At 63.5% G+C, this 21,516-nt stretch carries 20 protein-coding genes; 7 read left to right on the top strand and 13 right to left on the bottom strand.

Features of this window, described 5'->3' with window-relative positions:
• Window positions 1-6: 6 nt before the first annotated feature.
• The gene (locus MGEO_RS01965) at window positions 7-819 is read right to left on the bottom strand and encodes a protein-disulfide reductase DsbD domain-containing protein (RefSeq protein ID WP_085634999.1); all 813 of its coding nucleotides are present in this window, start codon (window positions 817-819) and stop codon (window positions 7-9) included.
• A 132-nt stretch (window positions 820-951) separates the two neighbouring features.
• Between MGEO_RS01965 and MGEO_RS01960 the strand changes: the two genes are divergently transcribed.
• Entirely contained in the window at window positions 952-1,509 is a 558-nt protein-coding gene (locus MGEO_RS01960) for a YqgE/AlgH family protein (RefSeq protein ID WP_085634998.1), read from the top strand.
• Between the two features lie 98 nt (window positions 1,510-1,607).
• On the opposite strand, the gene MGEO_RS01955 is transcribed toward MGEO_RS01960, so the two are convergent.
• Together MGEO_RS01955 and MGEO_RS01950 are read right to left on the bottom strand one after the other, a co-directional pair.
• Window positions 1,608-2,654, bottom strand: coding sequence for an MBL fold metallo-hydrolase (locus tag MGEO_RS01955; RefSeq protein ID WP_085634997.1), 1,047 nt, complete (start codon window positions 2,652-2,654; stop codon window positions 1,608-1,610).
• Window positions 2,651-4,351, bottom strand: a complete 1,701-nt coding sequence (locus MGEO_RS01950) for an acyl-CoA dehydrogenase (protein WP_085635250.1) — start codon at window positions 4,349-4,351, stop codon at window positions 2,651-2,653. The genes MGEO_RS01955 and MGEO_RS01950 overlap by 4 nt, the downstream gene beginning before the upstream one ends.
• 139 nt (window positions 4,352-4,490) lie before the next feature.
• Here MGEO_RS01950 and MGEO_RS01945 point away from each other — a divergent pair, with 139 nt between their 5' ends.
• A complete protein-coding gene (locus tag MGEO_RS01945) occupies window positions 4,491-5,441 on the top strand; it encodes an L-threonylcarbamoyladenylate synthase (protein ID WP_085635249.1) in 951 nt (316 codons plus the stop codon).
• A gap of 6 nt (window positions 5,442-5,447) precedes the next feature.
• On the opposite strand, the gene MGEO_RS01940 is transcribed toward MGEO_RS01945, so the two are convergent.
• The gene (locus MGEO_RS01940; protein ID WP_233139528.1) at window positions 5,448-6,416 is read right to left on the bottom strand and encodes an MBL fold metallo-hydrolase; all 969 of its coding nucleotides are present in this window, start codon (window positions 6,414-6,416) and stop codon (window positions 5,448-5,450) included.
• A 267-nt stretch (window positions 6,417-6,683) separates the two neighbouring features.
• Between MGEO_RS01940 and MGEO_RS01935 the strand changes: the two genes are divergently transcribed.
• The gene (locus tag MGEO_RS01935; protein WP_085634996.1) at window positions 6,684-7,733 is read left to right on the top strand and encodes a TRAP transporter substrate-binding protein; all 1,050 of its coding nucleotides are present in this window, start codon (window positions 6,684-6,686) and stop codon (window positions 7,731-7,733) included.
• Window positions 7,734-7,811: 78 nt separating this feature from the next.
• On the opposite strand, the gene MGEO_RS21320 is transcribed toward MGEO_RS01935, so the two are convergent.
• Genes MGEO_RS21320 through MGEO_RS01925 form a run of 3 tightly spaced genes read right to left on the bottom strand, consistent with a single transcriptional unit; the run spans window position 7,812 to window position 9,778 of the window.
• Complete coding sequence (locus MGEO_RS21320) at window positions 7,812-7,985, bottom strand: hypothetical protein (protein WP_158090957.1); 174 nt, start codon at window positions 7,983-7,985, stop codon at window positions 7,812-7,814.
• Window positions 7,986-7,997: 12 nt separating this feature from the next.
• On the bottom strand, window positions 7,998-8,570 hold the full coding sequence (gene rsmD / locus MGEO_RS01930) for a 16S rRNA (guanine(966)-N(2))-methyltransferase RsmD (RefSeq protein WP_085634995.1): 573 nt from the start codon (window positions 8,568-8,570) through the stop codon (window positions 7,998-8,000).
• Window positions 8,567-9,778: an NAD(P)/FAD-dependent oxidoreductase gene (locus MGEO_RS01925; RefSeq protein WP_085634994.1), complete on the bottom strand. Its 1,212-nt coding sequence runs from the start codon at window positions 9,776-9,778 to the stop codon at window positions 8,567-8,569. The genes rsmD and MGEO_RS01925 overlap by 4 nt, the downstream gene beginning before the upstream one ends.
• Window positions 9,779-9,872: 94 nt before the next feature.
• Here MGEO_RS01925 and MGEO_RS01920 point away from each other — a divergent pair, with 94 nt between their 5' ends.
• Window positions 9,873-10,361: a peroxiredoxin gene (locus MGEO_RS01920; protein WP_085634993.1), complete on the top strand. Its 489-nt coding sequence runs from the start codon at window positions 9,873-9,875 to the stop codon at window positions 10,359-10,361.
• 65 nt (window positions 10,362-10,426) lie between these two features.
• Here the strand turns inward: MGEO_RS01920 and MGEO_RS01915 are convergent, their stop codons facing one another.
• Complete coding sequence (locus MGEO_RS01915; RefSeq protein ID WP_085634992.1) at window positions 10,427-11,569, bottom strand: alkane 1-monooxygenase; 1,143 nt, start codon at window positions 11,567-11,569, stop codon at window positions 10,427-10,429.
• A gap of 79 nt (window positions 11,570-11,648) precedes the next feature.
• The gene (gene mutY / locus MGEO_RS01910) at window positions 11,649-12,692 is read right to left on the bottom strand and encodes an A/G-specific adenine glycosylase (RefSeq protein ID WP_085635247.1); all 1,044 of its coding nucleotides are present in this window, start codon (window positions 12,690-12,692) and stop codon (window positions 11,649-11,651) included.
• A gap of 91 nt (window positions 12,693-12,783) precedes the next feature.
• Between mutY and MGEO_RS01905 the strand changes: the two genes are divergently transcribed.
• The gene (locus MGEO_RS01905; protein ID WP_085634991.1) at window positions 12,784-13,296 is read left to right on the top strand and encodes a DUF721 domain-containing protein; all 513 of its coding nucleotides are present in this window, start codon (window positions 12,784-12,786) and stop codon (window positions 13,294-13,296) included.
• 32 nt (window positions 13,297-13,328) lie between these two features.
• Window positions 13,329-14,012: a DsbA family protein gene (locus MGEO_RS01900; protein WP_085634990.1), complete on the top strand. Its 684-nt coding sequence runs from the start codon at window positions 13,329-13,331 to the stop codon at window positions 14,010-14,012.
• A gap of 152 nt (window positions 14,013-14,164) precedes the next feature.
• Here MGEO_RS01900 and MGEO_RS01895 read toward each other — a convergent pair whose 3' ends face one another.
• The 4 genes from MGEO_RS01895 to MGEO_RS01880 are packed head-to-tail and all read right to left on the bottom strand — an operon-like array spanning window position 14,165 to window position 20,854.
• Window positions 14,165-16,207, bottom strand: coding sequence for a hypothetical protein (locus tag MGEO_RS01895; protein WP_085634989.1), 2,043 nt, complete (start codon window positions 16,205-16,207; stop codon window positions 14,165-14,167).
• Entirely contained in the window at window positions 16,207-18,978 is a 2,772-nt protein-coding gene (locus MGEO_RS01890; protein ID WP_085634988.1) for a DUF4159 domain-containing protein, read from the bottom strand. The genes MGEO_RS01895 and MGEO_RS01890 overlap by 1 nt, the downstream gene beginning before the upstream one ends.
• A complete protein-coding gene (locus MGEO_RS01885; protein ID WP_085634987.1) occupies window positions 18,975-19,850 on the bottom strand; it encodes a DUF58 domain-containing protein in 876 nt (291 codons plus the stop codon). The genes MGEO_RS01890 and MGEO_RS01885 overlap by 4 nt, the downstream gene beginning before the upstream one ends.
• Window positions 19,847-20,854: an AAA family ATPase gene (locus MGEO_RS01880; protein ID WP_085634986.1), complete on the bottom strand. Its 1,008-nt coding sequence runs from the start codon at window positions 20,852-20,854 to the stop codon at window positions 19,847-19,849. The genes MGEO_RS01885 and MGEO_RS01880 overlap by 4 nt, the downstream gene beginning before the upstream one ends.
• A gap of 70 nt (window positions 20,855-20,924) precedes the next feature.
• Between MGEO_RS01880 and MGEO_RS01875 the strand changes: the two genes are divergently transcribed.
• Window positions 20,925-21,515 (top strand): DUF1285 domain-containing protein, encoded by a 591-nt coding sequence (locus tag MGEO_RS01875; RefSeq protein WP_085635246.1) that lies wholly within the window; start codon window positions 20,925-20,927, stop codon window positions 21,513-21,515.
• Window position 21,516 lies beyond the last annotated feature (1 nt).

Raw genomic sequence — 21,516 nt, 5'->3', positions numbered from 1 at the left:
CAGTGTTCAGGGCGTGCAACCCTGAATATCCACGGCCCGTGCGTCGCCGATCACTGTAAAGCGCAGCTCCGCGCGGTTGAGGGCAAAGCTCTTGCCCTCCACATGCACCATCCGCGTGCTGGCGTGCAGAACACCCCCTTCGCGGCGGCTGTCCGGTTCGGCGACCCAGACATGGGGATTGCCCGCCTCGACCACCACATACTCGATACCCCCGGCCGACGGCATGGAAATCTCCGTATGCAGGATGAGGCCGCCATCCGGACCCGCCTCGATCCGGCAGGTGATGCTTCTCAGACCCGCTTCACGTGCGGTATAGGGCATGTCCGTCAGTGCAGCGGCAATCATCGGATCGGGTCGCGTAGGGGTCATCGGCAGGTTTGCCGTGAATGACAGATTGGCCGGGATGCAGATGTCCTTGCAGAGACCGATCTGCATTCGTCCCTCAAGCCGCATCTCGGCGGTGTCATCCAGCGCCGTCAGATGCAGCGGGATCACAACTTCGGTCTTGTACCCGACCGATCGCATTCCCTGTTCGAAGAACACCTCGGGTGTCGGCCAATTCGCTGAAACGGCGCGGATATTGTCCGACCCGCTCCAGTCGAACTGCGGGGGGATGCCGACATCTCCCGGTGCACGCCAATAGGTCTTCCAGCCCGGATCAAGCACGAGGCGCAGCGCTGCCATGTGACTGCCGTCCTCCAGGCGCCAGCCGGGCCGGAGCTCGACTTTGGACAGGCCGGTGGTGTCTCCGGCACTGGCCGGAACTGCGGGGGACAGGGCCAGTACGAGACCGGCAACAAGGGATCGGAAGTGCGTCATCCCCAAGCACATGGCTGTTTTCAGGCGCGATGAAAAGTCACAAACCAGCGATCCTTCGTGTCCACGTGGCTCTGTGCTCTTGCAACCCCATCTGCCCCTCTCCATGTTTGGAATGTGAAAAGCACCGATACCATGACAGACCTGACCGGCCAGATGCTGATTGCGATGCCGGGAATGCCCGACCCCAGGTTCGAGCACAGCCTGATCTATATGTGCGCTCATTCCGATGAGGGTGCCATGGGGCTGATCGTCAACAAACCCTCTTCGGACGTGACCTTCGAGAACCTCGTACAGCAGCTCTCGATTGAAGAGGTCGGGGACGTCTCGGGCATACGGGTACACTTCGGGGGCCCGGTCGAACTGGGACGAGGCTTTGTTCTGCATTCGCCGGACTTCCGTTCGGAAATGACCACACTCAATGTCGATGACGGTTTCGCGATGACCGCAACGCTTGATGTGCTCGAAAGCATCGCCCGGGGCAGCGGGCCGGCCAAACGTCTGATCGTGCTCGGCTACGCAGGCTGGGGTCCGGGGCAGCTTGAAGGCGAGATCGCCGCGAATGGATGGCTGATCTGCGATGCGTCCAGCGATCTGGTCTTCGACACAGCCGATGGTGACAAATGGGAGGCCGCGCTGGGCAGCCTCGGAATTTCACCGCTGGCGCTGTCTTCGGAAGGAGGACGCGCCTGAGAGGCGCGCGCCGGAGGTGAGACCTCCGGGAGGGGCGCTGCCCCTCGCCCCGGACGATGTCCGGGTCTCACCCCGAGGTACTTGGAAAACGAAGAAGATCAGCCTTGGGCCTGGAACACCCAGGCGCCCGCATCATTCATGTGTCGGGTGGCGCGCCCCTCGTGCCAGAGGTGCAGGCAATGGGCCATCGATTCGACCAGCGCGAGACCGTATTCGCCATCCCCGATATGGCGTTTGAACAGAGGTGCGAAACAGTCTCCGGCCGTGCGCGGCGTCGTGAGATGCGCCTCTAGGCGCCGCAACGCTCCATGATGGTTCTCGATCAGCTGGTGCAGGCGCAAGGGCAGCCCGGTGAAGGGCAGCTTGTGCCCGCCCAGAACCAGATGATCCTCCCGCGCGAGGGTGGACAGCCGTTCGCAGGATTCGAGCCAGTCCGCCACCGGATCCGCTTCGGGTTCGGTTGCGTAAACGCCGATATTCGAACTGATCGACGGCAGGATCTGATCGCCGCCAAGAACGAGAGTGTCATCGCGGGACCAAAAGGTGGCGTGCTCGGGCGCATGGCCATTGCCGATGTGGATGTCCCACACGCGCCCGCCTGCCGTGATCGTGCCGCCCTGCTGGATGCGGGTGTAGCCCAGCGGAAGCGGAGCAACGCAATCGGCAAAGTTGAACGGTCTCTCGGACCGGCGTTTCTCCAGAATGGCTGGCGCCATGCCGCAACCCTGCCAGAACGCCAGGGTTTCCGCGCTCGGCAGCGGTTGCTCGTCCATCTGCAGCATCCGCGCCATCAGCCATGCGGTGCGCGTGGTGACCAGCTCCGCCCCGAATTCGGATTTCAACCATCCAGCCAGGCCGACATGGTCGGGATGGTGGTGTGTGACGATCACCCGCGTGACGGGTTTTCCCGCAAGCGGACCCTCCATCAGGCGCGTCCAGATCGCCTTGCCGCGTTTCGAGGCAAAACCGGTATCGACCACAGTCCAGCCATCGCCGTCGTCCAGCGCGTAGACATTGACGTGGTCGAGCTTCATCGGAAGCGGCAGGCGGATCCACAGAACCCCGTCAGCGACCTCGATAGCCTCACCTTCTTCGGGTGGCGTGTCCCAGGGGTAGCGAATTCCGCCTGTGCTTCGGTCCTTCATGCGGCGAGATCGTCCAGGCTCAGGGCATAGAGATCGCCGGCACCCTGCCGCGCGTGGGTCAGCAGACCGATATGTTCGGGCAGAAGGCGGTGGATGTAGAAGGCGGCCAGCCGCTCGTGTTTGCCGCCACGGTCGGCCCGTGCCGCCTTGAGGTGGAAATGTGCGCCCAGCACGCGGGCAAAGCCGCGCAGATAGGGCACAGACCCGGCAAAGCGGTCCTGCGCGCCTTGGGCGACCATCCATTCCGTGGTCTCGCGCAGGGTTTCGCAGGCCTGCCATACCGGTTCTGCCAGCTCCGGCAGATCGGCACGTGCCGCTTCGGCATCTGCTTCCATCTCGTCAAGCAGACGGTACGCAGCCTCGCCGCCATCCATCAGCTTGCGGCCGACAAGGTCCATCGACTGGATGCCGTTGGTGCCTTCATAAATTGCGGTGACCCGCACATCGCGCGAATACTGGGCCGCGCCGGTTTCTTCGATGAATCCCATACCGCCATGCACCTGCACGCCCAGTTCGGCAACGTCAATCCCCGTGTCGGTGCCGAACGCCTTGGTGATCGGTGTCAGCAGCGCCGCCCGCGCTGCCCAGTCGGCATGGCCGGTGGCGGTTTCCATGTCGATGGCGACCGCATTGGCCAGTGCGATGGCCCGCGCTGCGAAGGTATCGGCCTTCATCGTGGCCAGCATCCGGCGCACATCGGCGTGGTCGGTGATGGTGTTGTTCTCGGTCCGGCCCTGCTTGCGCCCCTCGGCATAGGCCAGCGCGTGCTGGTAGGCTCCTTCGGCCGCGCCGATGCCCTGCACACCCACGCCAAGCCGGGCGTTGTTCATCATGGTGAACATGGCGCGCATCCCGTCATTTTCCTCACCCACAAGCCATCCGGTCGCGCCGTCATACTGCATCACCGCGGTCGGGCTGCCATGCAGACCCATTTTGTGTTCGAGGCTCACCACCTTGAGGCTGTTGGCCAGACCGGGCGCGCCGCTCTCGTCCGGGATGCGCTTGGGCACAAGGAACAGGCTGATCCCCTTGGTGCCCGGAACCGCACCCGGCAGTCGGGCCAGAACCAGATGGCAGACATTTTCTGAGATGTCGTTGTCACCCCATGAGATGTAGATCTTCTGCCCGGTGATTGCATACGTCCCGTCGCCGTTCGGCTCTGCCTTGGTGGTCAGCGCGCCCACGTCGCTGCCTGCCTGCGGTTCGGTCAGGTTCATGGTGCCCATCCATTCGCCGGAAATCAGCTTGGGCAGGTACAGCTCTTTCAGTTCATCGCTCGCGTGGTTTTCCAGCGCCTCGATCTGCCCCTGTGTCATCAGCGGCGCCAGTTGCAGCGACAGGCAGGCGGCGCTCATCATATCGTTCACCGCCGTGGTCATGGTCATCGGCAGGCCCATGCCACCATATTCCGGGTCGGCAGCAATCGCGATCCAGCCACCCTCGGCAATCGCCCGAAGCCCGTCCCTGAATCCCGGCGAGGTGCGCACGATCCCGTTCTCAAGCCGTGCCGGATGCAGGTCCCCCGCGCGCTGTAAGGGCGACAGAACTTCTTCGCACAGCTTGCCCGCCTCACCCAGCACCGCATTGACGGTCTCCGGCGTGGCTTCGGCAAACCGCTCGGTCGCCACGACCTGATCGAAGCCGACCACATGGTCAAAGAGGAAACGAAATTCGGAAACAGGGGCGCGATACGGCATGTTCAGCTTTCCTTCGGCATCTGGACAGATGTGCTGCGGCTTGGCAATCGCGTGCCGGAACGGTAAGCAGCCGTCAGCTTTTGGTGCGACCATGACGAATGCGGCCAGCCCCATCAACAAAAACGCGGCGTCACGACGGATGAACCCTTCTTCCCCCGAGATATTGCCCGATACCGAGACCGGCCACGCGCGTGCCGCAGAAATCCTGCGTGCAGGTGGTCTTGTCGCCTTCCCGACCGAAACCGTTTACGGGCTTGGCGCCGATGCCAGCGATGACCGCGCCGTCGCGCGAATCTACGAGGCCAAGGGGCGGCCCAGTTTCAATCCTCTGATCGTGCATTTCGCCGATCTGGAGACCTTGAAACAGCACGTTCACTGGACGCCTGAAGCCGAGCTTCTGGCGCAAACCTATTGGCCGGGGCCGCTGACCCTCGTGCTGCGCAAGCAGGCGGACAGCCCGATCTCGCCTCTGGTCTCGGCGGGTCTCGATACGATCGCGGTGCGACTGCCCGCGCATAATTCGGCCCGTGCGGTGCTGCGGGCGTTCGGGCGTGGTGTTGCCGCGCCTTCGGCCAACAGGTCCGGCCAGATCAGCCCGACACAGGCCGATCACGTTGCCGCCAGCCTGGGCAACCGCGTCGATGCGATTCTCGATGGCGGGGCGTGCGAGGTCGGTGTCGAATCGACCATCGTCGGACTGCTCGACAAGCCCGTTCTGCTGCGCCCCGGCGGTATCACCGAGGAAGACCTGGCGAAAACCCTGGGCCGACACCTTGCCGTGCGCCACAAGGCCGAGGCGATCTCGGCCCCCGGTCAGCTCATGTCACACTATGCGCCCGACGCGCTTGTGCGTCTGAACGCCACCGAATGGGAACCGGGCGAACTGCGCCTCGGGTTCGGAGACGTGGACTGCGATCTGAACCTGTCCGAGACCGAGGATCTGGTCGAGGCTGCGGCGAACCTCTTCGACTACCTGCATCGGTTGGATGCGCGGGGGGGCGGCACGATTGCCGTATCCCCCATCCCACACGAAGGTCTGGGCATTGCGATCAATGATCGCCTCAGTCGCGCCGCAGCGCCGCGCGACTGATCGGGTTCAGTCGAACTTCCAGAGCGCCGGAACAAAGCTGTAGGCGTCGCCGTCGCGCATCACATGCCCGACACCGGGGAACGGGAAGTGGTACCCCAGAACCGCCATCCGATCCGTCGCCGCCATATCCAAAAGCCGCTTGCGGGTCGCCACCGTCTGATCGCCATCGGCGTCGAAACTGTTGTACCACTCGGGATGCGCAAAGTTGGTGTAAGCGTGGCTCATCGCATCCCCGAGCGCGATCAACTGCTGCCCGCTGCTTTCCACCACCACAGCCATATGTCCGGGCGTGTGGCCGGGCGTGTCGATGACCCGCACACCGGGGACGACCTCGAACCCGTCCGACATCAATTCCCATTCGGCGCCGTCGACATTGATCGAGTTCTGTGCACCGACGACGAATTGCTGCATGTCCACAGGCACCTGTGACGCCAGCCCGTCCTGCATCCAATAGGCGTGCTCGGTTTCGCCAAGGTAGTAGGCCGCGTCCGGAATGATCGCCTCGTCGAAATCGTCGCGGATGCCCCAGATATGATCCGGGTGCGCATGGGTGATGACCACGTGTGTGATCCCCGCCGCATCGATCCCTGCCGCATCCAGATTGGCCCAAAGCCGCCCGGCGGTGTCCAGAAACCGGTTCCCCGACCCCACATCGACCAGAACGGTATTGTCTCCGATCTCCACGATCAGATGATTGGTGTGCGAGGTGTTGGTCTCGGTCGACAGGTAATGCGCGGCCAGAAACGCCTGCACCTCTGCCGGATCGGCATTCACACCCAACCCGTTGGTCGGAAGGCTCAGATACCCGTCCGACACGATCGTGATCTTGGCGTCCCCCATGGTGAATCGGAAGTGACCGGGATTTCCGCCCACGGGCCCCCCGAGTTCGGCAAGCGCCTGCGCGCCCGGAAGCGCAAAGGCGGGCATCGCGGCAGCGGTTTTCAGAAACGACCGGCGAGTCGGGCGCAGAAGCATGAGGTCTCCTCCCAGAGATAAATTCAGATTTATGAATAACATGGCATCCCCGGTGATCGCAAATGCCTTTTGCAAGCAATCGAAGCGGGGAAACCGGGCCGTCAATTCCCCCGAACCACCATATTTCTCAATCACAGCAGCACATTGACGGGAAATCCTTCCGCGACGCAGTTGCGAGTCGTTTGCAACTGCCTCCAAGACCTCATACATAGCGGTCGTGCTGCACTGCAGCAGCATGCAACAACGCTTCAGACAGGAGGCGCGGACATGACCTTTCTCAAGACAGCCGCTCTCACCGCCATGCTTGGCATCACCGCAACCACCGGAATGGCGCAGGAAGTGACGCTTCGCTTCCAGCATTTCGTCTCGCCCAATTCGGCGAATCCCAAGTATTTCCTCGACCCCTGGGTCGAAAAGGTTGAGGCCGAATCGAACGGCCGGATCAAGATCGAGATCTATCCGTTCATGCAACTCGGCGGCAAAGCGACCGCACAATATGACCTGATCCGCGATGGCGTGATCGACGGCGGTTGGGTGATCCCCGGTTACACGCCGGGCCGCTTCCCCGAAGCCGAGGCGCTGGAACTGCCCTTCATGGTCACCAAAAGCGCCGAAGAAGCCTCGCGCGCGGCGTGGGAATTCACGCAAAAGCACCTGATGGACGATTTCGCCGATGTCCACCTGATCGCCGCCCACATGCACGGACCGGGGATCGTCCACAAGAAAGGCGCGGCCATCGAAGACCTGAGCGATTTCGCCGGCCTTAAACTGCGCGGTCCGTCCCGACCGGCAACCTTGCTGCTCGACAAGCTGGGCGCGGAACCCATCGGTCTGCCGGTACCGCAATTCCCCGAGGCGCTCTCCAAAGGCGTGGTGGATGGCGGTGTCATCACGTGGGAAATGTCGCCTTCGCTCAAGCTTGATGAGCTGACCGACAGCCACACTGATGTTGCGGGCGACAAGTCGCTCTACAACCTCTACTTCATCTGGGCGATGAACAAGGACAGCTACAACGCGCTGCCCGATGATCTGAAGGCTGTGATCGACGCCAATTCGGGTCTGGAAACCTCTGCCATGGCGGGTCGGGCCCATGACACCGGCGACCGCGACGGCTTTGTCCTGATGGAAGACGCCGGCAACGAGATCGCAACGTTGAGCGACGAAGTGACGGCGCAGATCCTGGCACTGGGCGATGCGGTCACGCAGGAGTGGATCGTCGAAATGACCGAGCGTGGGTTGGACGGCGCAAAGCTGGTCGGAGACGCCCTTGCGGCGGTCGAAGCGACCCGCGGCACAGCCACCGGCACAGACGGGTAAAGCACAGTCCTTATCACCAGCGACGCGGCATCCATGCCGCGTCGTTTTTGCATTGACGCAAGAACCATCCGCGCTGGTTCAGTCTTCCCGATCCCAGCGTTTCCAAAGCAGCGACAAGAGCGTTTCCCCAGCCACGGGCGTCACACAGTCTGCCATCAGTACCGGCCCGCCTTTACCCGGTGGGCGCACAGTGTCGGCGGCCCTGTCCTTTGGCCGCGCGAAATCCTGCGCTGTGGGTACAAACGTGGTCATAGGCGCAGCCTATCACGCATTGGGCTGATCCCCAAACCGCAGCACGGTCACATGCGTGTCGCCATAGCGCCGCGAGTCCAGAAGGGCGAAGCCGTCGGGCGCCATCTGCGGCGTGTTTTCCTCCCAGACGATCAGCGCGCCTTCGGCCAGCCAACCGCCTTTAACGGCAGCGGCAAGCGCTTTTTCCCCGAGCCCCTTGCCATAGGGCGGATCGAGAAACACCAACGTCGCGGGCTCCGTGTCACACGGCGGCAGCCTTGTGGCATCCCGTGCGATCACCCGCGCCGTTTCGCAGCGCAACAGCTTGAGATTGTCCTTGATCAGCGACAGCGCCTTGCGCCCGTCATCGACAAACACGGCCGACACCGCACCGCGCGACAGTGCCTCCAATCCCAGCGCCCCGGTCCCCGCAAAGAGGTCGAGCACATGTGCGCCCTCGAATGGATCACCGAACCGCCCGCCAGCCAGCATGTTGAACAGGCTTTCGCGCACGCGGTCCGTCGTCGGGCGCAGATGCGCGCCGGGATCGCCCTTTCCCACGCTGGCCAGCGGTCGCCCGCGCCATGTGCCAGCGATGATCCTCACGCCTTGAGCAGCGCTTTGAGATTGGTGTCGGGGTCGCGGATCAACTCCGAGTCAGGCGACTTGCCGCTCTCGATCAGCCGCTTGCCCACCATATAGGCGCGTGGATCGTTCATCGCGTCGATGGCCAGCAGGCTGTCGCCCGCATAGTACCAGAACGACACAACGCCGTCCTCCCCCTGCCGGGTGACGATCCGGTCATAGCCGGTGCTCAGCCCTGCGATCTGAAGCTTCACGTCATACTGGTCCGACCAGAACCAAGGCTTGGCCTCGTAGGGCCGATCCTCACCCAGAATGTTGTCCGCCACACATTCCGCCTGATCAATGGCATTGCCGACGCTCTCCAGCCGCATCTGCTGCCCGTTCATCGGGAAAGAGGCACAATCTCCGGCCGCCCAGATATGCGGGTCCGATGTGCGCCCCTGCGCGTCGGTGGCGATGCCGTTCTCGATCCGCACGCCCGCCATTTCGGCAAGCTGCGTGTTCGGAACAATCCCCACACCCACCAGCACGAAATCCACCTCCAGAGTGCTCCCATCGCTCAGCACCGCACCGGTCACGCGGCCCTCGGAGCCGGTCAGGTGATCCAGCCCGACGCCTTCGCGGATGTCGACGCCGTGTTCGCTGTGCACGGCGCGGAAATAGGTCGAAGTCTCAGGCGCTGCGACCCGTTGCAGAATACGGTCTGCCATCTCGACCAGCGTCACGCTCAGCCCCAGCTTGGCCGCCACCGCTGCAGCTTCCAAACCGATATAGCCCCCGCCCACGATCAGCACCCGCGCACCTTTGGCAAAGCGCGGGGCCATCGCATCCACGTCGTGCAAGCCGCGCACGACCATCACACCGTCGAGATCGCCGCCAATGGCGGCAGGCAGACGGCGCGGGGTCGATCCGGTGGTCAGTACCAGATCGTCATAGCTCAGCACCTCATCCCCCACGGTCAGTGTCCGCGCGGCAGGATCGATCGCCGTCACAGGCGCCCCCAGCTTCAGCGTGATGTCCTGTTCGGCATAGAAACTCTCGGGCCGCAGATAAAGCCGGTCGCGCTCCATCTCGCCCAGCAGATAGGCCTTCGACAGCGGTGGGCGTTGATAGGGCGGAAACGGCTCTTCCCCGATCAGCGTGATCCGTCCGTCGAACCCTTTGGCACGGAGACGGGCAACGCAGGACGCACCGGCTTGACCGGCCCCGACAACTATAACATGACTCATCGCTGAACCTTTTTTCACAATGCCATTGGTCTCGTTGCGCGCGACCCTATATGGCACAGCGTCCAGATTGCAATTCATCAACGAGGGACAGACGATGACAATCGCACCGGGGGATACCCTTCCTGAGGCCACACTTGTCAAAATGGGCGCAGACGGCCCCGAGCAGGTGTCGCTGGCCGACCATGCCAAAGGCAAGACAGTCGTGATCTTCGCCGTGCCGGGCGCTTTCACGCCGACCTGCCATTCGGCCCATGTACCCAGCTTCATCCGCACCAAGGATCAGTTCACCGCAAAAGGCGTGGACGAGATCATCTGCGTGTCGGTCAACGACCCCTTCGTGATGAAAGCCTGGGGCGAAGCCACGGGCGCAACTGAGGCCGGGATCACCATGCTGGGCGATGCCGAAAGCGCGTTCACCAAGGCCGTCGGCATGGATTTCACCGCGCCGCCTGCGGGTCTGATCTCCCGCTCCAAGCGCTATGCGATGGTTGTCGAGGACGGCAAGGTCACCAAGCTGCACGTCGAGGAAAGCCCGGGCGTCTGCGAAATCTCGGGCGGTGAAGCCCTGCTCGCCGAGCTCTGATCTGCGCGGGCAATCCTTCGAAGGATTGCCCAAAACTCTTCGAAGAGTTTTGGCCCGGTGCCGGATTACACTCCGTGCCGGGCCTTGTTGTACGCGGACCAGTCGTCGATCTCGGGGTAGTACTTCTCGCGCCACGCTTTGACCCGAGGGTTCATCATCGTCCGCCACTTGCGCGGGAAGAGCGCGAAGAAGGTCATCACCGGATAGCCATAGGGCAATTGCGGGGCTTCGTCCTCGTCATAGGTCTGCAGCAGCGGAAAGCGGCGGTCGGGTTTGTAGTGGTGATCCGAATGGCGCTGGAGGTTGATCAGCAACCAGTTCGACGCCTTGTGTGACGCGTTCCAGCTGTGGCGCGGTTTGACATGCTCGTACTTGCCGTCGCCCAGGTATTTCCGCGTCAGCCCGTAATGTTCGACGTAGTTCACCAGCTCCAGCTGGAAAATCGCGGCAAGGGCCTGCAGTACGAAGATCAGCACCCCCAACCAGCCGCCCAGCCCAAAGGCCAGCACGACGAACGCGCCCTGTAGTCCCCAGTAGCGCCAGAACGGGTTGCTGCTGTGCCACCACGGCAGAGATTTGCGCCCCAGCATCTCGCGTTCGGCGCGAAACGAAGAGAGCAGGCTTTGCCGCAGCACACGCGGGTAAAAGCGCCAGAAGCTTTCGTTGTAGCGCGCGGTGACCGGGTCGCGTGGCGTGCCGACATGGCGGTGATGCACCAGCAGGTGCTCGGACCGGAAATGACCGTAGAGCGCCATGCACATCAGCAGATCGCCCAACCACCGTTCGAGCTTATTGCGCTGGTGCATGAGTTCATGGGCGTAAACGATGCCGATCGTGCCCGACAACACGCCCATTCCGATGGTCACAAAATAGATCTCAAGCGGGTTCAGATGTTCGGTGCGCGGGACGTACCAGATCAGGCCAAAGATCATCATGAACTGCAGCGGTGGCCAGATCAGGGTGATCATCCGGTGCCAGTAAAGCGCGCTCTCTTTTGTCTGCGGATCGAGGTTGTCGGTGTCCAGACCAAGTGCTGCGTCGAGCGTTGCAAACACGCCCCATGTGGCAAGGATCGGAACGACGACCCAGAGCCCTCCTAGAATTGCACCTGAGAGAACCAGCGGGATCATCAGAAGCGACAGCCAGAACGGAAGGGCCGCACGAAGCGGCAGCCGGGAGGTGTCGGAAGGCAGGGTGCTGTCGGACATGGTAGGCCTGTGCTGCTTTTACACTGAGTTTACCAGCACCAGAGGTGGTTCACCAAGACTGACGTTACGCAGACCGGTGTCAGGACTTGGTCAGAGCATGGGCCTTTCGCATCACCGTTGGAAGGTTCTCCGGGTCGAACGCGTCGGCCTCGATAAAGAACCCCCGCGCTGGCGCGCGGTCCATCGGGACGAGCGCGGTCTTGACCGTCAGTCGGAGGTGGAAATGGGTGAAGGTGTGTCGCGCCTCGGCGGGCAGGGTGCGCCATTCCGCCCGGATCGGCGGGTCCTCGGTAGGGGCATCCCCCCAGTCGCTGCCGGGCCAGCCGAGCATGCCACCGAGAAGGCCGCTGTCGGGGCGTTGTTCCAGAAGCCATGCGCCATCGACCCTACGGGCGAGATAGGCGATGCCGAACCGGGTGGGCTTGCGTTTCTTCGGGGCCTTCTTGGGCAGGTCTTTGGCGGTGCCCGCCTCCCATGCCGCGCAGGACTTGCGCCACGGGCAGAGGTCGCAGGCCGGGTTGCGCGGGGTGCAGATCGTGGCCCCCAGATCCATCACCGCCTGGGCGTAACAGCCCGGTCGTTCCTGCGGGGTGAGGGCGGCGGCGTATTCCATGAACACAGGTTTCGCAGCGGGCAGGGGCGTGTGATCGTCGTAAAGCCGCGCCATGACCCGCTCCACGTTCCCATCGAGCACCGTTTCCGGAAGATCAAACGCGATGGATGCGATGGCTGCGGCGGTGTAGGGACCGATGCCGGGCAGGGCGATCAGGCCGTCATAGGTGCCGGGAAAGACGCCGCCATGATCATGATGCACCACCCGTGCGCATTTGAGCAGGTTGCGGGCGCGAGCGTAGTAGCCAAGGCCAGCCCATGCGGCCATCACATCGGCATCTTCGGCCTGTGCCAGATCGCTGACCGAGGGCCAGCGGGTAGTGAAGGCTTCGAAATAGCTTTTGATTGCGGCAACCGTGGTCTGTTGCAGCATGATCTCGGACATCCAGACGCGGTAGGGATCGGGGCGGACGCCGTTTGCCCGTGCTGCGGGTCCAACGCGCCATGGCATCTGGCGGGCGTGTCTGTCGTACCAGTCCAGCAACGCGGCGGGGTCGGGCCGTTCACGCAAGTCTGACATTCCTTTGAACTCGGGTCTCATTTGTGGGCTGGTTGCACAGGCGCCGCGCCACTAGAATAGTGTTCGAGACAGGGAGTCAAACATGCCGCCGCGCAACGGTCAGATCCACGGCTTCAAACGTACATCAAGCCTCTTGCAGACGCAGATCCGCAAGACGTCGGAGACCCGTGGCTTTGCGCAATCGCGGCTTCTGACCCATTGGGCCGAGATCGCTGGTGAGGACATCGCCGCCATCAGCCGACCCGTCGAAGTCCGCTATGGCCGGGGAGGTTTCGGTGCCACGCTGACGCTGCTGACCACCGGTGCGAACGCGCCGATGCTGGAGATGCAGAAGGAAAAACTGCGCGAAAAAGTGAACGCGGTGTACGGCTACAACGCGATCTCCAAGGTGCGGATCACGCAGACGGCCTCGACCGGGTTTTCGGAAGGGCAGGTGAGTTTCGATCACCGCCCCAAAGTGGCGCGTGATGATACGCCCGCGCCGATCCTGCCCGAGGCGCAGACTCTGGCGGATGGGGTTCAGGATGACGGATTGCGCGCGGCGCTGGAACGTCTGGCCACGAACGTCTATTCAAAAACGCAAAATCGGACCTAGGTCCCAGAGGAAACAGAACAAAGGGTTTCGCAATGAAACAACGGTTGACGACAATTGCACTTGCTGCGGCACTGGTCGCGGGCGCGGGATGGTGGGTTGCCGGAACGGGTGCGCAGGCACCGACGCTCAACGGACAGGCCATCGCGCTGCCGGGTGCGGCCAATGCGCAGGAGAGTGCTGCTGCGGACGTCACCGTTCAGGAGATGGTGCTGGGTGCAGAGGATGCTCCGGTCGAGATCATCGAATACGCGTCTTACACCTGTCCGCACTGTGCCAACTTCCATAAGGGCGTCTTCAAGGATCTGAAAGCGGATTATATTGACAGCGGCAAGGTGAAGTTCACCTATCGCGAGGTCTATTTCGACCGCTACGGTCTGTGGGGGTCGCTGGTCGCGCGCTGTGGCGGTGAGGAGCGGTTCTTTGGCATCACCGAAATGATCTATGACACGCAGAGCGAATGGGCCCGTGCGGGGTCGGAAGCGGCGATTGCCGATGAGCTGCGCAAGATTGGGCGGATCGCCGGGATCGAAAACGACCAACTGGAAGCCTGTCTGAGCAATGGCGACAAGGCGCGGGCGCTGATCGAGTGGTATCAGGCGAATGCCGAGGAACATGGCATCAGCTCCACCCCGTCTTTCGTGATCGATGGCACCACCTATTCCAACATGAGCTATGGTGAGTTTCAGGAAATCATCAACGAGCGGCTGGGCGGCTGATCGTTCTTCAATTTGTGCGAAAAGGCCGGTTCGTTGGACCGGCCTTTTTTATTTGTGTCGCGTATTTGAGAATGGGTCCGATCCGGACCAAATGTTTCGCGCGCGAAACAATAGGGCCGAAACGGACCCTTTAACCTTTTGTTAACAATGGCTTATGTCCGGCGCCCTTCGCGCAGCCACGCGCCGAGGATCAGGCCGGATGCCAGCAGCAGGACCAGCCAGCCGGGCAGCATGGGGGTTTGGGTCACATCCAGGGTCTCGAACGCTTCGCGCGGCGTGATGCCGAGCCAGCCGCGGCCGGCGGCGGGGCGGCCTTCACCGACGGAGCGGATGCTGGGCAGGCCGTCTTCCAGACGGCGGACGCCGCCTCGGGTGCCGTCCACAACCGGCTCCAGCACCTCGCCGCTGGCGATGGTCTGTTCGAACTCGCGCGGGGCGGCAGGGCCGAGGCCGACGACCGCCTCCTGGTCGCCTTCGGCAAGGCGGTAGAGCCCGATCTCGGGTCCGGTATAGAGCGCCTCAAAGCGGCCCGGTGTGACCTCTTCCAGCGTGATCTCTTCTTCAGTGCCATCAGGGCGGGTGACCGTCACTGTGCCGATGGTCTCGTCGAGCGTGCGGCGGATGATGCGCATGGTCTGGCCGGTGGGTTCGGCCCAGAGCGCCTCTTCCTCAAGCTCGGGTTCCTTCATCATCCAGTGGGCCAGACGGCGCAGCAGGTCGAGCTGCGGACCGCCGCCTTCAAAGCCGCGCGACCAGAGCCAGGCGTGATCAGAGGCAATCAGCGCAACGCGGCCTTCACCGACGCGGTCGAGGACAAGCAGCGGTTTGTCGTCGATGCCGCTCATCACGACGTCGCCGCCGATGGGGTCCACCTCGATCTGGCGCATCCAGCGGCCCCAGGTCTCGGCCCCGGCAAGGCCGGAGGTGACAGGGTGGCGGTCGCCCAGATCGGTGATGCCGGGACGGTAGCCGCGTTCGATCACGCGGGCGGTGGGTTCGGCCGGAATGATGCTGGACAGCGGCGAGCGGTAGATGCTGTCGGCGCTGGCGAAATCCGAGCCAGCGGCGATGAGGACTGCGCCTCCCTCTTCGACATAGTTTGCGACGTTGTCGAGATAGATCGCGGGCAGGATGCCACGGCGCTTGTACCGGTCGAAGATGATGAGGTCGAAATCCTCGATCTTCTCAAGGAACAATTCACGGGTTGGAAAGGCAATCAGCGACAGTTCGGTGACCGGGACGCCGTCCTGTTTCTCGGGCGGGCGCAGGATGGTGAAATGCACGAGGTCAACCGAGCTGTCGGATTTGAGCAGGTTGCGCCATGTGCGGCCCCCAGCGTGCGGTTCGCCGCTGACCAGCAGAACGCGCAGGCGGTCGCGGACGCCGTTGATCTGTACAAGCGCCGTGTTGTTCCTGTCGGTCAGTTCGTCTTCGGCGGTGGGGACGGTGAACTGGATCACGTTCAGCCCGCCATGGGGCAGGGTGATCGGCAGTTCAATGTCCTGACCGATGGGCATGTCAAAGCGCTGCGGCTCGGCCCCGTCGACGGAGATGTCGATCACCGTCGATCCGGTTTGCGGGGCGGCACCCTCATCGTCAACGCGCAGGGTCAGGGTGACGGACTCGCCAAGGATCGCGAAGGCGGGGGCGTTCTTGACGATCAGGCGGCGGTCCCAGTCGGTTTCCTTGCCGGTCAGCAGCAGGTGCAGCGGCGCGGGTAGATCGGGGGTGCGTTCGAGATCGTGAACGCGCCCGTCGCTGAGCAGGAAGATGCCCGCGATGCGACCGCGCGGCTCTTCGGCCAGCGCATCCGACACGGCGGACATGAGCAGGGTGCCGGTGTCGCCTTCACCGTCGCGCACTTCGATCCGGCGTATTTCGGTGTTTTCGCGCGCGTTGAGCTGTGCAGCCAGCGCGACGGCCGCGTTGCTGGTGTCGTTGAGGCGGTCGCCCAGCGATTGGCTGGCGCTTTTGTCTTCGACGATCAGCACGATGTTCGAGAGCGGCGCGCGGTCTTCGATCTGATACGACGGCTGCGCGAGGGCGGCGAGCACGACAAGCGCGGCCAGCGCCCGAAGCGCCCAGCCCTGCAACCCGCGCCACAGGGCCAGCGCCACGCCGAGCGCGGCCAGACCGGCCAGACCGGCGATGAACATCCACGGGAGAAGTGGATCGAAGACGATGCTGCCGGTCATCAGTTGCCCAATCTGTCAAGAAGTGCAGGCACGTGAACCTGATCGGATTTGTAGTTTCCGGTCAGCACATGCATGACCAGATTGACCCCGAAGCGGTAGGCGATCTCGCGCTGGCGTTCGCCGGCATAGCCGCGTCCGATGGGGAAGAGCGGGTTGCCGCGTTCGTCCATCGCCCAAGCCGACGCCCAGTCGTTGCCGCCGATGATCACCGGGGTGACGTTGTCGTTGAGGTTACGGAAGGGCATGCCTTCGACCAGTTCGGCATCGGGCGGCGCGGCTTCGACCCAGACATCGCGGCTGTTGTGGCGGCCGGGGAAATCCTGAAGCAGGTAGAACGTGCGGGTGAGGACGTGATCCTCGGGGATGGGTTCAAGCGGCGGAATGTCGAGCGGGGCGGCAAGCTGTTGCAGCTTGCGGCCGTTCGGACTGCCGGTGCCGAAACGGGCGATGTCGGCATCGCGGGTGTCGAACATGATCATCCCGCCAGAGCGCAGATAGGTGTTCAGCTTGGCATAGGCTTCGGCCGAGGGAGTCGGCTGGTCCGGCGTGATCGGCCAGTAGAGGAACGGGAAGAAGGCCAGTTCGTCGGTCTCGAGGTTGACCGCGACGGGGTCTGCGGGTTCGACGGAGGTGCGGAAGAACAGCGTGTCTGAGAGGCCCCGAAGGCCCGCCTGCGCCGCGCGGTCCAGCGTTTCGTCGCCGGTGATGACGTGGGCGAAGGTCACCTCGGAGGTGGCAGCAAGGGCGAATTGGTCGTCGGTCGACTGCGCCTGTGCCGGGGGGACTGGCATCAGGAGGAGGGCGGCGGCGACCCCGACTGCGGTCGTGGCGCGGGGGCCGGAGAGGCGACCGGAGAGGAAGAGCGAGGCGATGATGTCGGCAAGCAGGAGTGCGATTGCGAGGGCGAGGAGCCAGCCTGCGAGCGGTGTTTCCTCGGACTGGGTGAGACCTTCGACGGTGATGTCCGAGGGCCAGCTGGCCGGGGTCAGAACGGCGTCAGACGCAAGCACGTTGCGGGCCATGGCGCGGTCCTGACTTTGGTAAAGGCCGGGGCGCAGATCGGGGCCAAGGGCGGCTTCGACCATGTCTTCGCCCGGGACGCCGGGCAGAGTGCTGCCATCATTGAGCGATCCGAAGGCGTCGAGCACCATGTTCGGCTGCCAGATGGTACCAGCAAGTTCCTCGGCGCTGGGCTGGCTTGAACTGCCAGCCGCGATGGCGAGGCGTTCCAGCATCTGCACGAAGAGGCCGGAGAGCGGCAGAGAGGACCATTCCGCATTGGCGGTGACGTGGAACAGGATGATCTGACCCTGACCCACGGCTTTGCGGGTGACGAGCGGTGTGCCGTCGCTGAGTTGCGCGATCACCCGTTCGGCCAGGGCCGGATCGGGTTGCGCCATGACTTGCGCGGAGACTGTGACATCTTCAGGGATCGGCAGGCCGAAGAAGGGGCTGTCTTCGCTGAATTCGGCAAGGGATTTCGGCTCGCCCCAGCTCATTGCGCCTCCGACGCTGCGTCCTCCGGCGCGCAGGCGCACGGGCATCAGGGGGTCTTCGGTTTCGCGGCTCACGTCACTGGCGGCAAGGCGCGGGCCAGCGAAGCGCAAGAGGATCCCGCCGCCGTCGAGCCAGTCGAGCAGGGCTTCCTCTTCGGCTGCGCCAAGGGTTGCCACATCGGCCAGTGCGATCACATCCGGGTTGGCCGGGATCATGTCCATCAGCGCGCCGGTGAGGAGGTCGGCGCTGGGTTCAAGCGCCTTTTCCAGATAGTGCAGCGGCGAGAGCAGTTGCAGCTCTTCCCGGTCTTCGCGGCCTGCCATCAGAGCGACTTCGCGGCGGCGCAGGCTGTCGTCGGGCAGTGTGGTGGCCCCGGCGCTGCGATTGCCTTCGATCTCGAACCGGGTGATCCGGGCGCGGAGTTCCGAGGGCAGGGATAGCGCAGTTTCGGTGGTTGTCGCGTCGGACTCGAAGGTTGCGGTGGCGCGGGCGAGGACGGCGGGGTTGCCCGCCGGGTCGCGGCCTTGGGCAAGAACGACGATTTCATGTTCGCTGCCCGTCTGGGCGCGCAGGGCGGTCAGAACGATGTTGCCATCCTCAAACCGCGCAGGGGCGAGACCGAGGATGGTCTGTCCGGCCTGAAACACGGTGACGGTGCCGCGGTCTTCGAGAGCCTCCAGCAGGTTGGTGCGGGTTTCACGCTCCAACCCATCGGACATCCAGTAGGTGTCGAAGTCACCCTCGGGCAGCAGGTCAAGGGCGCGGGTGATCTGTGTCTCACCGGGTTCCCAAGGCTCGGGGGTCAGGCCGACAAGTCGGGCGCGGAGGTCGTCGGCGGTTTGGAAGCTGGCGGGTTCGGGTGCGCTGAGTTTCAGCAGAGCCACGCGGCGGTCGTCGCGGGCGGCTTGAGCCAACAAGCCGTCGAGTGCTTCGGTCCGGGCGCGCCAGCTTGCGGCGCTGGCCCATGAGCCATCCATCACCACAAGCAGTGGTCCATCATTCGCTGCAATGTCGTCGGTCTGAGGATTGAGGATCGGACCGGCCAGCCCGATGATGAGCGCCGCGACGGCCAGCATTCGCAACAGAAGCAACCACCACGGTGTGCGGTCGCTGACCTGATCATCGTCCTTGAGGCCCAGCAGAAGGACGACACCCGGGAACATGCGGCGGATCGGGGCTGGTGGGACGGCGCGCAGGATCAGCCACAGGATCGGCAGCGCCAGAAGCGTCAGCAGAAGCCAGGGGGTTGCAAAGCCTATTCCGAAAATCGTCATCCGTGCGCCCCATCCATAGCTCTGTAGATCCACAGAAGCGCAGATTGCGCGCTGTCACTCGTATGATGACACATGTATTGCCAGCCGGTGAGGCGCGAAAGGTGTTCAAGCCTGTCTTTCCGCTCGGCAAGCCGGTCGAGATAGCGGCTCCGCAGATCGCCGGCCTTGAGCGTTTCGTGAACAATTCCGCCGCCGACGCTCTGGAATATCGTGCGGCCATCGAAGGGGAAGGTTTCCTCGCTCGGGTCGAGGATCTGAACCAGTGCGCCGCGAACGCCGCGATCCGCAGCCTTGGTGAGGGCGGCCTCAACTGGGCCGGGATCACCGAGGAAGTCGGAGAAGAAGATCGCACGCGACTGGGGGATCATGCCCCGTGCCTCCGGCTCGGAGTAATCGTCTGGCTGATCGACTGAAAGCATCTGTGCCAGTCGGGTAATCTGGGCCTGCCCGCGTCTGGGAGGCAGATCAAAGCCGGTCAGTCCGACACGCTCACCGCCCCGGACCAGAAGGATCGCACTGGCGAGCGCGAGGGTCCGGGCGCGGTCTGCCTTGGTGGCGATGTTTGGATCATAGGAAAACCGCATCGATGCTGCCTGATCGACCCAGAGGATGACACTTTGCGCGATTTGCCATTCGCGTTCCCGGACGAACTGGGTGTCGCTGCGGCCGGACCGCCGCCAATCGATGTCGCGCAGCGCATCGCCCTGTTGCATTGGACGGTACTGCCAGAAATCATCGCCCAGCCCGGAGCGCCGCCGCCCGTGATCGCCAAGCAGGACAGTGCCTGCCAGGTGCTCGGCGCGTGCAAGCAGCGCGGGAAGCCTGGAGGCTTCTTCTTCCGCATGTTGACGAAGGGCGGCGAGTGTTGTCACGCAGCGGCCTCGGTCGCGACCATGCCGTGAGCCACTTCGTCGATCAAGCTACCGAGATCCTCGCCGCGGGCGCGGGCCGAGAAGGTGAGCGCCATCCGGTGTGTCAGAACAGGGCGGGCCATGTTGATCACGTCTTCGGGTGCCGGAGCGAGCCGCCCTTCAAGGAGCGCCCGCGCGCGAACCGTCAGCATCAGGGCCTGTGCCGCACGGGGGCCGGGGCCCCAGGCGACGGTGTCTTTGACCCGGCTTCCGGCGCGTTCGTCATGCGGGCGGAAAGCGCGGACCAGATCGAGGATCATTTCGACCACGGCATCGCCCACTGGCATCCGGCGCAGGAGCTTCTGCGCGGCGATCAGGTCTGCGGCTGTGAACACCTCGTAGGCCTCGGCTTCTTCGGCACCGGTCGTGGCGAGCAGGATCTCCTTTTCCGTTTTACGGTCCGGGTACTGCACGTCGATCTGAACGAGGAAGCGGTCCAGCTGCGCTTCGGGCAGCGGATAGGTGCCTTCCTGTTCGATGGGGTTCTGTGTGGCCAGAACGTGGAACGGTGCGTCGAGCTTGCGGGTTTCGCCCGCGACCGTGACCACCTTTTCCTGCATCGCCTGCAACAGCGCGGACTGCGTGCGGGGTGACGCGCGGTTGATTTCGTCGGCCATAAGAAGCTGGCAGAAAATCGGACCCTGGATGAACTTGAACGCACGGCTGCCATCGGCGCCGGTTTCCAGCACTTCCGATCCGAGGATGTCGGCGGGCATCAGGTCGGGTGTGAACTGCACGCGGTTGCCGTTGAGACCCATCACTGTCGAAACCGTTTCGACAAGGCGCGTCTTGCCGAGGCCGGGCAGACCGATCAGCAACCCGTGGCCGCCGCAGAGGAGCGAGGTCAGTGTCAGTTCGACCACCCGTTCCTGTCCGATGAACCGGCGGGTGATCGCGGTCTTGGCCTGCGCCAGTTTGTCTTCGAGCGCTTCAATCTCTGCCACCAGATCTTCGGCTGCGGCCATGACGTCTCTCCCTTGAATCCTATCTGGGTTTCAGGAAAGTGTAACGCGCAGCGGGGAAATGGCAAAAGCAATGAGCGCACAAGATCGTGTAATTCCATCCGCAGAGGGCATTGCTGCCTCTGTACGCGCCAGCAAGACCAAGGGTCTGCCGCCGGTGCACCTCTGGAACCCGCCGTTTTGCGGCGATCTGGACATGCGGATCGCGCGGGATGGGACGTGGTTTTACCTTGGGACTCCGATCGGGCGACCGGGGCTGGTCAAGCTGTTCTCATCGATTCTGCGCAAGGACGGGGACGCGTATTTCCTTGTGACCCCGGTCGAGAAAGTGGGAATCACGGTTGACGATGCGCCTTTTGTTGCCACCGATTTCGAGGTCTCTGGAGATGGCGAGGCGCAGGTGCTGACCTTTACCACCCATGTCGGGGATACGGCAGTCGCCGGGCCAGAGCACCCGATCCGGGTGGAGCGCGATGCGGAAACCGGAGAGCCGTCACCCTACGTGCTGGTGCGTGCCAATCTGGAAGCGCTGATCGACCGGAAGAGTTTTTACCGTCTGGTCGAGTGCGGCGCACATCACGATGTCGACGGCCAAAGCTGGTTCGGAGTGTGGTCTGGCGGCGCGTTCTTTCCGATCATTCCCTCGGACGACTTGCCGGACTGAG

The sequence above is a fragment of the Marivita geojedonensis genome (assembly GCF_002115805.1).
In the GTDB taxonomy this organism is placed as follows: domain Bacteria; phylum Pseudomonadota; class Alphaproteobacteria; order Rhodobacterales; family Rhodobacteraceae; genus Marivita; species Marivita geojedonensis.
This window is presented reverse-complemented; position numbering and strand designations above follow the sequence as displayed.

Coding starts and splice junctions, on each gene's coding strand:
- MGEO_RS01965 (WP_085634999.1), bottom strand. CDS start 819: ATGACGCACTTCCGATCCCTTGTTGCCGGTCTCGTACTGGCCCTGTCC.
- MGEO_RS01960 (WP_085634998.1), top strand. CDS start 952: ATGACAGACCTGACCGGCCAGATGCTGATTGCGATGCCGGGAATGCCC.
- MGEO_RS01955 (WP_085634997.1), bottom strand. CDS start 2,654: ATGAAGGACCGAAGCACAGGCGGAATTCGCTACCCCTGGGACACGCCA.
- MGEO_RS01950 (WP_085635250.1), bottom strand. CDS start 4,351: ATGCCGTATCGCGCCCCTGTTTCCGAATTTCGTTTCCTCTTTGACCAT.
- MGEO_RS01945 (WP_085635249.1), top strand. CDS start 4,491: ATGAACCCTTCTTCCCCCGAGATATTGCCCGATACCGAGACCGGCCAC.
- MGEO_RS01940 (WP_233139528.1), bottom strand. CDS start 6,416: ATGCTTCTGCGCCCGACTCGCCGGTCGTTTCTGAAAACCGCTGCCGCG.
- MGEO_RS01935 (WP_085634996.1), top strand. CDS start 6,684: ATGACCTTTCTCAAGACAGCCGCTCTCACCGCCATGCTTGGCATCACC.
- MGEO_RS21320 (WP_158090957.1), bottom strand. CDS start 7,985: ATGACCACGTTTGTACCCACAGCGCAGGATTTCGCGCGGCCAAAGGAC.
- MGEO_RS01925 (WP_085634994.1), bottom strand. CDS start 9,778: ATGAGTCATGTTATAGTTGTCGGGGCCGGTCAAGCCGGTGCGTCCTGC.
- MGEO_RS01920 (WP_085634993.1), top strand. CDS start 9,873: ATGACAATCGCACCGGGGGATACCCTTCCTGAGGCCACACTTGTCAAA.
- MGEO_RS01915 (WP_085634992.1), bottom strand. CDS start 11,569: ATGTCCGACAGCACCCTGCCTTCCGACACCTCCCGGCTGCCGCTTCGT.
- MGEO_RS01905 (WP_085634991.1), top strand. CDS start 12,784: ATGCCGCCGCGCAACGGTCAGATCCACGGCTTCAAACGTACATCAAGC.
- MGEO_RS01900 (WP_085634990.1), top strand. CDS start 13,329: ATGAAACAACGGTTGACGACAATTGCACTTGCTGCGGCACTGGTCGCG.
- MGEO_RS01895 (WP_085634989.1), bottom strand. CDS start 16,207: ATGACCGGCAGCATCGTCTTCGATCCACTTCTCCCGTGGATGTTCATC.
- MGEO_RS01890 (WP_085634988.1), bottom strand. CDS start 18,978: ATGACGATTTTCGGAATAGGCTTTGCAACCCCCTGGCTTCTGCTGACG.
- MGEO_RS01880 (WP_085634986.1), bottom strand. CDS start 20,854: ATGGCCGCAGCCGAAGATCTGGTGGCAGAGATTGAAGCGCTCGAAGAC.
- MGEO_RS01875 (WP_085635246.1), top strand. CDS start 20,925: ATGAGCGCACAAGATCGTGTAATTCCATCCGCAGAGGGCATTGCTGCC.